The organism is Pseudomonas sp. GW821-FHT07B01, assembly GCF_059419065.1.
Window position 1 is genome coordinate 187,295 of record NZ_JBWKRA010000008.1, and the last position, 11,716, is coordinate 199,010.

An 11,716-nucleotide genomic window follows, 5' to 3' on the forward strand; every position below is an offset into this window, starting at 1 on the left:
GTGATGATGTGGTTGGGTAACATCTGCGCCCACTTTGACCGACGGGGTACAGCATGCGTCGCACTATGGTAGCTGGTAACTGGAAGATGCACGGTACCCGCGCCAGTGTCGCTGAGCTGATCAACGGCCTTCGTCACTTGGCCTTGCCTAGCGGTGTTGACGTCGCGGTGTTCCCGCCTTGCTTGCATATCAACCAAGTGGTTGATGGCTTGAAGGGCAAGTCGATTCAGGTCGGCGCGCAGAACTCTGCGGTGGAGCCGATGCAAGGTGCGTTGACCGGCGAGATTTCGCCGAGTCAGCTGGTTGATGCGGGTTGTTCCTATGTGCTTGTCGGGCACTCCGAGCGTCGCCAGATGATGGGCGAGCGGGATGGGGCGCTCAACCGCAAGTTCGCCGCAGCACAGGCTTGTGGCTTGATTCCGGTGTTGTGCATAGGGGAGACCCTTGAGCAGCGCGAATCGGGCAAGACTCTTGAAGTTGTCTCGCGTCAGCTGGGCAGCATCATCGAGGAGCTGGGTGTTGGTGCATTTGCAAAGGCAGTTATTGCTTACGAGCCGGTCTGGGCCATTGGCACCGGGCTGACTGCTACACCGCAACAGGCGCAGGATGTGCACGCAGCCATCCGCGCGCAGTTGGCGGCAGAGAATTCTGAAGTCGCACAAGGTGTGCGGCTTCTATACGGCGGCAGCGTGAAGGCGGCCAATGCGGTCGAACTGTTCGGCATGCCGGATATCGATGGGGGGCTCATTGGTGGAGCTTCCCTGAATGCAGATGAGTTCGGTGCGATCTGTCGCGCCGCGGGAAACTGAAAAAATGCTGGAAACAGTCGTAGTCGTTTTTCATCTGTTGGCTGCCCTGAGCGTAGTTGCTCTGGTTTTGTTGCAACAGGGTAAAGGTGCGGATGCTGGTGCGTCTTTCGGTGCAGGTGCTTCAAATACTGTGTTCGGAAGCCAAGGTTCCTCTACCTTTCTTAGTAAGTTTACTGCTATACTTGCCGCAGGTTTCTTCATAACCAGCTTAGGGTTAGGTTACTTTGCTAAAGAGAAAGCTCATGTGCTGACTCAAGTAGGTTTGCCAAACCCAGCAGTGTTGGAAGTTCCAAAAGCAAAACCGGCTTCTGATGATGTCCCGGTGCTTCAAGAGCAAAAGTCGGCTACTCCAGCGACTGACGTACCTCCAGCTCAAGAGCAGAAGTAAGAAGGGTTGTAAACGCTGTATTGCCGAGGTGGTGGAATTGGTAGACACGCAACCTTGAGGTGGTTGTGCCCATAGGGTGTAGGGGTTCGAGTCCCCTTCTCGGTACCAATTATCAGGAGAGCCCGCTGTTGCGGGCTTTCTTGTAGGTGGAAGGTTACATTGACCCTGTAAGGGATCGGTCGTATACTTCCGCCCCAGCTTTGTCGCGGGGTGGAGCAGTCTGGTAGCTCGTCGGGCTCATAACCCGAAGGTCGTCGGTTCAAATCCGGCCCCCGCAACCAGTTTTAGCGGAGCCCCTTTTAAGGGGCTTTTTGTTAGCTGGACACTTTCAACGCCGCTGTTCGACGGCGTTTCAAGGATGGGCGTTTCGCCCATTTTTTTATTTTGCACAGCATGCACATACATGCACGAGGGGGTTCAGGTGTCGAGCAAGCTAGAAGAGTTGCAGGCCTTGTTGGCCCCGGTGGTCGTGGCCCTAGGCTATGAATGCTGGGGTATTGAGTTTTCGGCTCAAGGTCGCCACTCAATGTTGCGCGTTTATATCGATAAAGAGGGCGGCGTGCTGGTGGACGATTGTGCCATTGTCAGCCGTCAGATCAGCGGTGTGCTGGATGTTGAAGATCCAATCTCCGTTGAATACACCCTTGAAGTTTCCTCGCCAGGCATGGAACGCCCACTGTTCACTATCGAGCAGTTTGCTAAATATGCCGGTGAACAAGTGAAGATCAAGCTGCGCTCCCCCTTTGAAGGGCGGCGCAACTTTCAGGGCCTTCTGCGCGGTGTAGAAGAGCAGGATGTCGTGGTGCAGGTAGAAGACCACGAGTTCCTGTTGCCGATCGATATGATCGACAAGGCCAACATTATTCCCAGTTTTGACTGAGACGCGGATCCCGCGGATCCAATGGCTTGCGAAAGGCGAGGCGTACGATGAGCAAAGAAGTACTGCTGGTTGTTGAGTCGGTATCCAATGAAAAGGGTGTACCGGCAAGCGTGATTTTTGAAGCGTTGGAGCTGGCCCTGGCCACTGCTACCAAGAAACGTTTTGAAGACGAAGTAGATCTGCGTGTGGAAATCAACCGCCACACCGGTGCCTATGAGACTTTCCGTCGCTGGACGGTGGTCGAAGAGGACGATCTTGATGATCCGGCCATCGAAACCTGGCCAAGCAAGGTTGCGCAAACGCATCCGGGCGCTCAGGTTGGCGATGTTGTCGAAGAAAAGATCGAGTCGATCGAATTCGGCCGTATTGCTGCACAGACCGCCAAGCAGGTCATTGTGCAGAAGGTTCGCGAAGCCGAGCGCGCTCAAGTCGTTGACGCCTATCGCGAACGCCTGGGTGAAATCATCTCTGGCACCGTGAAAAAAGTTACCCGCGACAACGTGATCGTCGACCTGGGCAACAACGCCGAAGCGTTGCTGGCCCGCGAAGACATCATCTCTCGCGAAACCTTCCGTGTCGGCGTGCGTCTGCGTGCGCTGCTCAAGGAAATCCGCACCGAGAACCGCGGCCCGCAGTTGATCCTGTCGCGTACCGCGCCGGAAATGCTGATCGAGCTGTTCCGTATCGAAGTGCCGGAAATCGCCGAAGGCCTGATCGAAGTGATGGCTGCGTCCCGTGACCCGGGTTCGCGTGCCAAGATCGCGGTCCGCTCCAAGGACAAACGCATCGACCCGCAAGGCGCTTGCATCGGTATGCGCGGTTCGCGCGTCCAGGCAGTGTCGGGCGAATTGGGCGGTGAGCGTGTGGACATCGTCCTGTGGGACGATAACCCGGCGCAGTTCGTGATCAACGCCATGTCGCCAGCTGAAGTGGCGGCAATTATCGTTGACGAAGATGCCCATGCAATGGACATCGCCGTTGGCGCAGACAATCTGGCTCAGGCCATTGGTCGTGGTGGTCAGAACGTGCGTCTGGCCAGCCAACTGACCGGCTGGACCCTGAACGTGATGACCGAATCGGACATCCAGGCTAAGCAGCAAGCTGAAACCGGTGACATCCTGCGCAACTTCATCGAAGAGTTGGAAGTCGATGAAGAACTGGCACAGGTGCTGGTAGATGAAGGCTTCACCAGCCTGGAAGAGATTGCCTACGTACCGTTGGAAGAAATGCTCAACATCGACGGCTTTGACGAGGATATCGTCAACGAGCTCCGCGCTCGGGCCAAGGATCGTTTGTTGACTAAAGCCATCGCTACTGAGGAAAAGCTGGCAGACGCCCATCCGGCCGAAGACCTGCTCTCGCTTGAGGGTATGGACAAGGATTTGGCGATGGAACTGGCGGTGCGCGGCGTAATTACCCGCGAAGACCTGGCCGAGCAGTCTATTGACGATCTGCTCGACATCGACGGCATTGACGAAGATCGTGCCGGCAAGTTGATCATGGCCGCCCGAGCCCATTGGTTCGAGTAATTAGGCGCGGCCTGAGGAGAGAAGTGCATGACGCAAGTCACGGTGAAACAACTGGCCGATGAGGTCAAAACACCGGTAGAGCGCCTGTTGCAGCAGATGCGTGAGGCAGGTCTGCCGCACACCGCCGCCGATGAAGGTGTGAGCGATAGTGAGAAGCAGTCTTTGCTGACTCACTTGAAGAGCAGCCACAAGGCGAAAGTGGAAGAACCGCGCAAGATTACATTGCAGCGCAAAACCACCAGCACCCTGCGGGTTGCAGGTAGCAAGAGCATCAGCGTTGAAGTACGCAAGAAGAAAGTCTTCGTACAGCGCAGCCCGGAAGAAATCGAAGCCGAGCGCAAACGCGAGCTGGAAGAACGTCGCGCAGTAGAAAATGCTGCACGTCAGAAGGCTGAAGAAGAAGCCAAGCGTCGCGCCGAAGAAGAAGCGCGTCGCCAGCCTGCTGCTGCGCAACCTGCTGCCACTGACGCGGTCGCCGCCCCTGTTGAAGCTGTGCGTGAGGCTGCCCCGGCTGCCGCCGCACCTGCTCCTGCAGCAGACGCCCGCAAGCGCGACGAGCCTCGTCGTCCGGACAAACCACGTGCTGACGACAACAATCGTCGCGGTGGTGGTGGCGATGGCGAGCGTAAAAACGCTCCGCACCGCGCCTCGGTCAAAGAGAAAGCGCCTGCGCCACGCGTTGCCCCACGTACCACCGACGAAGAAAGCGATGGCTTCCGTCGTGGTGGTCGCGGCAAGGCCAAGCTGAAGAAGCGCAACGCCCACGGTTTCCAGAGCCCAACCGGCCCTGTCGTGCGTGAAGTGAAGATCGGCGAGACCATCACTGTGGGCGATCTGGCCCAGCAGATGTCGGTCAAGGCTGCTGAAATCATCAAGTTCATGTTCAAGCTGGGTACTCCAGCCACCATCAACCAGGTACTGGACCAGGAAACTGCCCAGTTGGTTGCTGAAGAGCTGGGCCACAAAGTGACCCTGGTCAGCGACACCGCCCTGGAAGATTCCCTGGCCGAGTCCCTGAAGTTTGAAGGTGAAGCGGTTTCCCGTGCGCCGGTCGTGACCGTAATGGGCCACGTTGACCACGGTAAGACTTCCCTGCTCGACTACATCCGTCGTGCCAAGGTTGCCGCAGGCGAAGCCGGTGGTATTACCCAGCACATCGGTGCATACCACGTTGAAACCGAGCGCGGCATGGTCACCTTCCTCGACACCCCAGGTCACGCCGCGTTTACCGCAATGCGTGCCCGTGGTGCCAAGGCGACCGACATCGTGATCCTGGTGGTTGCAGCGGACGACGGCGTAATGCCGCAGACCATTGAAGCTGTCCAGCACGCCAAGGCTGCCGGTGTTCCTCTGGTCGTTGCCGTGAACAAAATCGACAAGCCGGGCGCCGATCTCGATCGCATCCGTAGCGAACTGTCGGTTCACGGCGTGACGTCCGAGGAATGGGGTGGCGAGACGCCATTCGTATCGGTCTCGGCGAAAATGGGTACCGGCGTTGACGAACTGCTCGAAGCGGTCCTGTTGCAAGCTGAAGTCCTGGAACTGACCGCTACTCCATCGGCTCCTGGCCGTGGCGTCGTGGTTGAGTCCCGTCTCGACAAGGGCCGTGGCCCGGTTGCCACCGTGCTGGTCCAAGACGGTACCCTGCGCCAAGGCGACATGGTACTGGTCGGTTCGAACTACGGCCGTGTACGTGCCATGCTCGACGAGAACGGCAAGCCAATCAAGGAAGCAGGTCCTGCTATCCCAGTCGAGATTCTCGGCCTGGACGGTACGCCGGACGCTGGCGACGAGATGAGCGTAGTGGCTGATGAGAAGAAAGCCCGTGAAGTGGCTCTGTTCCGTCAAGGCAAGTTCCGCGAGGTCAAGCTGGCCCGTGCTCACGCCGGCAAGCTGGAAAACATCTTCGAGAACATGGGCCAGGAAGAGAAGAAGACGCTTAACATCGTCCTCAAGTCTGACGTTCGTGGTTCCCTCGAAGCGTTGAACGGCGCCTTGAACGGCCTGGGTAACGACGAAGTGCAAGTGCGCGTTGTCGGTGGCGGTGTCGGTGGTATCACCGAATCCGACGCCAACCTGGCACTGGCTTCCAACGCTGTACTGTTCGGCTTCAACGTGCGTGCCGATGCTGGCGCTCGCAAGATCGTCGAGCAGGAAGGCCTGGACATGCGTTACTACAACGTCATCTACGACATCATCGAAGACGTCAAGAAAGCCCTTACCGGTATGCTTGGCAGCGACGTCCGGGAGAACATCCTGGGTATCGCCGAGGTGCGTGACGTGTTCCGCTCGCCGAAATTCGGTGCGATCGCCGGCTGCATGGTGGTTGAAGGCACTGTGTACCGTAACCGTCCAATCCGTGTACTGCGTGAAGACATCGTTATCTTCGAAGGCGAGCTGGAATCCCTGCGCCGCTTCAAGGATGACGCTGCCGAAGTACGTGCCGGCATGGAATGCGGTATCGGCGTCAAGAGCTACAACGACGTCAAGGTTGGCGACAAGATCGAAGTCTTCGAGAAGGTTCAGGTTGCTCGCAGCCTCTAACTCGCGCACTTCAGGAGCCGCGCAGCGTGTGGGCATGCAGATGCCCCGCGCAGCGTCAGGACTCTAAACGCAACGCCCGGTCTGGCTTTTGTCAGGCCGGGCGTTTGCCGCTTTCAGACCCCACGGGTTTCACCGTGTGGCAGTAACAGGTAACAAGACATGGCAAAAGAATACAGCCGTACCCAGCGTATCGGCGATCAGATGCAGCGTGAGCTGGCCCAACTGATCCGCCGCGAAGTCAAAGACCCACGCGTTGGCCTGGTCACCATTACCGCTGTTGAAGTGAGCCGTGACGTGGGTCACGCCAAGATCTTCATCACCGTAATGGGGCAGGACAACAGCGAAGAAATCGCGCAAAGCATCAAGGTGCTCAACTCCGCCGCAGGTTTCCTGCGTATGCAGTTGGCCCGTGAAATGAAGCTGCGCAGCGTTCCACAGTTGCACTTCCACTACGACGAAAGCGTCGTGCGTGGCGCGCACCTGTCGGCCCTGATCGAGCGCGCCGTGGCTGAAGACAGCCAGCATCCGTCCACACCTGAAGACGCCAAGGAGTAAGCGGTGGCTCAGGTCAAACGTATCCGTCGCAACGTCAGTGGCATCATTCTGCTCGACAAACCCATTGGCTTTACCTCCAATGCCGCGTTGCAGAAGGTTCGCTGGCTGCTCAATGCCGAGAAGGCCGGGCATACCGGCAGCCTTGATCCATTGGCCACCGGTGTATTGCCGTTGTGCTTTGGCGAGGCCACCAAGTTTTCGCAATACCTGCTTGATTCCGACAAGGGTTACGAAACCCTGATGCAACTGGGCAAGACCACCACCACGGCAGATGCCGAAGGTGATGTTTTGCAGGTTCGCGACGTGACCGTTGGTCGTGCGGATATCGAAGCTGCCTTACCCGCTTTTCGTGGGCAAATCAGTCAGATACCGCCGATGTACTCGGCACTCAAGCGCGATGGCCAGCCACTTTACAAGCTGGCACGTGCGGGCGAAGTAGTGGAGCGCGAACCGCGTTCTGTTACTATTGCGCGCTTGGAATTGCTCGCTTGTGAAGGCGACACTGCCCGTTTGGCCGTGGACTGCAGCAAAGGCACCTATATCCGTACCCTGGTGGAAGATATTGGTGAAAAGCTCGGTTGCGGCGCGTACGTTGCAGAACTGCGACGCACCCAGGCCGGGCCTTTCAGCCTGGCCCAGACGGTCACGCTGGAAGAGTTGGAAGCGGTACACGCCGAGGGCGGCAATGAAGCGGTTGATCGCTTCCTCATGCCATCGGACAGCGGTTTGCTCGATTGGCCGCTGCTGCACTTCTCGGAGCACAGCGCGTTCTACTGGCTCAACGGCCAGCCGGTACGCGCCCCGGATGCCCCGAAGTTCGGCATGGTGCGAGTACAGGATCATAACGGTCGCTTTATCGGTATCGGTGAAGTGAGCGAAGACGGGCGCATCGCGCCGCGTCGGCTGATTCGGTCAGAATGACCGGAACCAGTTTGTGGTAAAAGCGTAGCGAGCGAAGGTAAGACAAGGAAAAAACAGGCGAGGAAGCGGAGTTAACTGCTGTTAATGAGCATTCCGAGCCTGTTTTTGACGCAGGATTACCGAGCGCAGTAGCTTTTACGCAAACTGGAACGAGTGTGGCTGTTAACAGGCACGGTCACTACTCATTTTTAGATACAGGGATTTGTCCCTGGCCTGTTGAAACTGCCCTTTGGGTGGTTTCCTGAAAAAAGGATTGCCTCATGGCTCTCGACGTTCAAGAAAAAGCACAAATCGTAGCTGACTATCAGCAAGCTGTTGGTGACACTGGTTCGCCAGAAGTGCAAGTTGCACTGCTGACCCACAACATCAACAAACTGCAAGGTCACTTCAAGGCCAACGGTAAAGACCACCACTCCCGTCGTGGTCTGATCCGCATGGTAAACCAGCGCCGTAAGCTGCTGGACTACCTGAAAGGCAAGGATCTGGGTCGTTATCAGACTCTGATCGGTCGCCTGGGTCTGCGTCGCTAATAAGCGATTGCGCTAGAGGTTGGTTGTCTGCCGCGTGTCATCGGGATTCCCGGTGGCCCGTGGTAGGCTCCCAGCCTCAAGTTTTATCTGGATACACGTTTTACCCTGGACGAGCGTCGGGCCGATTCCCGGCATTGCCCAAGAATTTCGCAAGAAGACAAGTTCCCCCAAGAGCCACAAAGAAGGTAGGACACCGTGAACCCGGTTATCAAAAAATTCCAGTTCGGTCAGTCGACCGTTACCCTCGAGACAGGCCGTATCGCCCGTCAAGCCTCCGGCGCAGTGCTGGTTACCGTTGACGACGACGTGACCGTACTGGTGACCGTTGTTGGCGCCAAGACCGCTGACCCGAGCAAGGGCTTCTTCCCTCTGTCCGTTCACTACCAGGAAAAGACTTACGCTGCCGGTAAGATCCCTGGCGGTTTCTTCAAGCGCGAAGGCCGTCCTTCCGAGAAAGAAACCCTGACTTCCCGACTGATCGACCGTCCGATCCGTCCGCTGTTCCCAGAAGGCTTCATGAACGAAGTGCAGGTTGTCTGCACCGTCGTTTCCACCAGCAAGAAGACCGATCCGGACATCGCTGCGATGATCGGTACCTCGGCTGCCCTGGCCATCTCCGGTATTCCTTTCGATGGCCCGATCGGCGCTGCCCGCGTTGCGTTCCACGAAAGCACCGGCTACCTGCTGAACCCGACTTACGAGCAACAGAAAGCCTCGAGCCTGGACATGGTCGTTGCCGGTACGTCCGAAGCCGTATTGATGGTTGAATCGGAAGCCAAAGAGCTGACCGAAGACCAGATGCTGGGTGCCGTACTGTTTGCTCACGACGAGTTCCAGGTTGTGATCAATGCGGTCAAAGAATTGGCTGCCGAAGCTGCCAAGCCGACCTGGACCTGGGCTGCTGCCCCGGAAGCCACCGAACTGCTGGGCGCTATCCGCTCCGAGTTCGGCGCTGCCATCTCCGACGCCTACACCATCACCGTCAAGGCCGACCGCTACGCTCGCCTGGGTGAGCTGAAGGACCAGGTCGTTGCCAAGCTGTCCGGCGAAGAAGGCCAGCCTTCCTCCAGCGAAGTCAAAGCTGCTTTCGGTGAGATCGAATACCGCACCGTTCGCGAAAACATCGTTAACGGCAAGCCACGTATCGACGGTCGCGACACCCGCACCGTGCGTCCGCTGAACATCGAAGTCGGCGTACTGCCGAAGACTCACGGTTCGGCGCTGTTCACCCGTGGCGAAACCCAGGCCCTGGTCGTTGCGACCCTGGGTACTGCCCGCGACGCACAACTGCTGGACACCCTGGAAGGCGAGAAAAAAGACCCCTTCATGCTGCACTACAACTTCCCTCCGTTCTCGGTGGGCGAGTGTGGTCGTATGGGCGGCGCGGGTCGTCGTGAAATCGGTCACGGCCGTCTGGCTCGTCGTTCGGTTCAGGCCATGCTGCCTGCCGCTGACGTGTTCCCGTACACCATCCGTGTTGTATCGGAAATCACCGAGTCCAACGGTTCCAGCTCCATGGCTTCGGTCTGCGGTGCTTCCCTGGCGCTGATGGACGCCGGTGTGCCAATGAAGGCACCGGTTGCCGGTATCGCCATGGGCCTGGTTAAAGAAGGCGAGAAGTTCGCCATCCTGACCGACATCCTGGGTGACGAAGACCACCTGGGCGACATGGACTTCAAAGTAGCCGGTACCGCCAAAGGTGTGACCGCGCTGCAGATGGACATCAAGATCAAGGGCATCACCGAAGAGATCATGGAAATCGCCCTGGGCCAAGCCCTGGAAGCGCGCCTGAACATCCTCGGCCAGATGAACCAGATCATTGGTCAGTCCCGCACCGAGCTGTCGGAAAATGCTCCGACCATGATCGCGATGAAAATCGACACCGACAAAATCCGTGATGTCATCGGTAAAGGCGGCGCGACCATCCGTGCGATCTGTGAAGAAACCAAGGCTTCGATCGACATCGAAGACGACGGTTCGATCAAGATCTTCGGCGAAACCAAGGAAGCGGCTGAAGCAGCACGCCAGCGCGTCCTGGGTATCACCGCTGAGGCCGAGATCGGCAAGATCTACGTTGGTAAGGTTGAGCGCATCGTCGACTTCGGCGCGTTCGTCAACATCCTCCCGGGCAAAGACGGTCTGGTTCACATCTCCATGCTGAGCGATGCTCGCGTTGAGAAAGTGACCGACATTCTGAAAGAAGGCCAGGAAGTGGAAGTGCTGGTACTGGACGTGGACAACCGCGGCCGTATCAAGCTGTCCATCAAGGACGTAGCAGCAGCCAAGGCTTCGGGCGTTTAATCACCCGCAGGCTTCACGCTGAAAAAAGGACTCCTCGGAGTCCTTTTTTTATGGGCGTGAGAAAATGAAACAGAATCAGCCGTTTAGCGCCGCCCAAAAGCCGCAACTTGCATGCAGGCACGATGGGCTTCATGCAAGTTGCACGATTTCGAAAACTCGATAATTTTATAACTCATTGTTTATTAAGGGATTTAATCTGTTCGGCGAGTTGGCACACTGCCTGCAATATCCCTGGTAGCGCTGCAGCATGAAGGTTTACGCCTGCAGACTTTTAATAAAACAGGAGTTACTCGTATGAAGAAGTTCGCTCTCGCTACTGCTACCGCTCTGACCCTGGCCATGGGTGCTAACGTAGCCTTTGCTCAGACTTCCCAAGCCCCTATGACTTTGGCGGCGGGTGAAGCGACCAAGGCTAAGGAAAGCGTTTCGGATACTTGGATCACCACTAAAGTCAAAGCTGACCTGCTGACCGAAAAAGGCATTCCAGGTTCGGACATCAAGGTTGAGACCAACAAAGGTGTGGTTTCCCTGTCCTCCGACGTAGCAGTCTCGGATTCGCAGAAAGCTACTGCTGTAGCCATCACCAAGAAAATCAAAGGTGTGACTGCGGTTTCTGCTGACGGCCTGCTGGCTGGCGGTGCTACCAAAGCTGACGGCATCGACAAAACCAAAGGCGCTGCCCACGACGCTAAAGAGACCACCAGCGATACTTGGATCACTACCAAAGTGAAGGCTGACCTGGTCACTGAAAAAGGCATTCCTGGCACCGACATCAAGGTTGAAACCAACAAAGGTGTTGTATCCCTGTCGTCGCCTACCGCTGTGACCGCTTCGCAGAAAGAAACGGCTGTAGCGATCACCAAGAAGATCAAAGGCGTTAAAGCTGTCTCGGCCGATGGCCTGAAAGCAGAGTAACGTTGACGTTTCGTCTGGACTGAATAGCGGCGGCTTAGGGTGAGTTAGATATCCACCTGACGCACCTCTGGAGTTCATGCGACCGACCACACGGATGTGGTCATTACAGGCCCCGGCACTTGTGTCGGGGCCTGTTCTATTTCAGGCTGAAACAGAATGATCAGGTCAAAAAATGTGGGAGCTGGCTTGCCTGCGATGCGCATAGGTATCGACACAACTTTGGTGCGACGCTGGACCTGTGGCGAGGGAGCTTGCTCCCGTGACGACCGGATAGCCGACGCTGTTCTAACTGACACACCGCGATCCAAATGTGGGAGCTGGCTTGCCTGCGAAGACGGCCTGCC

The 11,716-nt window shown here is 57.2% G+C and carries 10 protein-coding genes and 2 tRNA genes; all 12 read left to right on the top strand.

The window, feature by feature from the left end:
* Window positions 1-53: 53 nt before the first annotated feature.
* Window positions 54-809 carry a triose-phosphate isomerase gene (gene tpiA, locus AC07S6_RS11755; RefSeq protein ID WP_153475667.1) on the top strand — a complete coding sequence of 252 codons (756 nt, stop codon included), beginning with the start codon at window positions 54-56 and terminating at the stop codon, window positions 807-809.
* Window positions 810-813: 4 nt separating this feature from the next.
* Window positions 814-1,197, top strand: a complete 384-nt coding sequence (gene secG, locus AC07S6_RS11760; RefSeq protein ID WP_003194191.1) for a preprotein translocase subunit SecG — start codon at window positions 814-816, stop codon at window positions 1,195-1,197.
* Between the two features lie 22 nt (window positions 1,198-1,219).
* Window positions 1,220-1,305, top strand: a tRNA-Leu gene (locus AC07S6_RS11765).
* A 96-nt stretch (window positions 1,306-1,401) separates the two neighbouring features.
* Window positions 1,402-1,478 (top strand) — tRNA-Met (locus tag AC07S6_RS11770).
* Between the two features lie 140 nt (window positions 1,479-1,618).
* Window positions 1,619-2,077 carry a ribosome maturation factor RimP gene (gene rimP / locus AC07S6_RS11775; protein ID WP_032873230.1) on the top strand — a complete coding sequence of 153 codons (459 nt, stop codon included), beginning with the start codon at window positions 1,619-1,621 and terminating at the stop codon, window positions 2,075-2,077.
* Between the two features lie 47 nt (window positions 2,078-2,124).
* Entirely contained in the window at window positions 2,125-3,606 is a 1,482-nt protein-coding gene (gene nusA / locus AC07S6_RS11780; RefSeq protein ID WP_003194187.1) for a transcription termination factor NusA, read from the top strand.
* A 27-nt stretch (window positions 3,607-3,633) separates the two neighbouring features.
* Window positions 3,634-6,150 (top strand): translation initiation factor IF-2, encoded by a 2,517-nt coding sequence (infB, locus tag AC07S6_RS11785; protein ID WP_003194185.1) that lies wholly within the window; start codon window positions 3,634-3,636, stop codon window positions 6,148-6,150.
* A 159-nt stretch (window positions 6,151-6,309) separates the two neighbouring features.
* The gene (gene rbfA, locus AC07S6_RS11790) at window positions 6,310-6,705 is read left to right on the top strand and encodes a 30S ribosome-binding factor RbfA (RefSeq protein WP_003176137.1); all 396 of its coding nucleotides are present in this window, start codon (window positions 6,310-6,312) and stop codon (window positions 6,703-6,705) included.
* 3 nt (window positions 6,706-6,708) lie between these two features.
* Complete coding sequence (gene truB / locus AC07S6_RS11795; protein WP_014719950.1) at window positions 6,709-7,626, top strand: tRNA pseudouridine(55) synthase TruB; 918 nt, start codon at window positions 6,709-6,711, stop codon at window positions 7,624-7,626.
* Between the two features lie 260 nt (window positions 7,627-7,886).
* The gene (rpsO, locus tag AC07S6_RS11800) at window positions 7,887-8,156 is read left to right on the top strand and encodes a 30S ribosomal protein S15 (RefSeq protein ID WP_003177875.1); all 270 of its coding nucleotides are present in this window, start codon (window positions 7,887-7,889) and stop codon (window positions 8,154-8,156) included.
* A gap of 195 nt (window positions 8,157-8,351) precedes the next feature.
* On the top strand, window positions 8,352-10,457 hold the full coding sequence (gene pnp / locus AC07S6_RS11805; protein ID WP_003194180.1) for a polyribonucleotide nucleotidyltransferase: 2,106 nt from the start codon (window positions 8,352-8,354) through the stop codon (window positions 10,455-10,457).
* 294 nt (window positions 10,458-10,751) lie between these two features.
* Window positions 10,752-11,372: a BON domain-containing protein gene (locus tag AC07S6_RS11810; protein ID WP_014719949.1), complete on the top strand. Its 621-nt coding sequence runs from the start codon at window positions 10,752-10,754 to the stop codon at window positions 11,370-11,372.
* Window positions 11,373-11,716 lie beyond the last annotated feature (344 nt).

Excerpts from the sequence above, each read along its gene's own strand:
- tpiA (WP_153475667.1), top strand. The coding sequence starts at position 54 with ATGCGTCGCACTATGGTAGCTGGTAACTGGAAGATGCACGGTACCCGC.
- secG (WP_003194191.1), top strand. The coding sequence starts at position 814 with ATGCTGGAAACAGTCGTAGTCGTTTTTCATCTGTTGGCTGCCCTGAGC.
- nusA (WP_003194187.1), top strand. The coding sequence starts at position 2,125 with ATGAGCAAAGAAGTACTGCTGGTTGTTGAGTCGGTATCCAATGAAAAG.
- infB (WP_003194185.1), top strand. The coding sequence starts at position 3,634 with ATGACGCAAGTCACGGTGAAACAACTGGCCGATGAGGTCAAAACACCG.
- rbfA (WP_003176137.1), top strand. The coding sequence starts at position 6,310 with ATGGCAAAAGAATACAGCCGTACCCAGCGTATCGGCGATCAGATGCAG.
- rpsO (WP_003177875.1), top strand. The coding sequence starts at position 7,887 with ATGGCTCTCGACGTTCAAGAAAAAGCACAAATCGTAGCTGACTATCAG.
- AC07S6_RS11810 (WP_014719949.1), top strand. The coding sequence starts at position 10,752 with ATGAAGAAGTTCGCTCTCGCTACTGCTACCGCTCTGACCCTGGCCATG.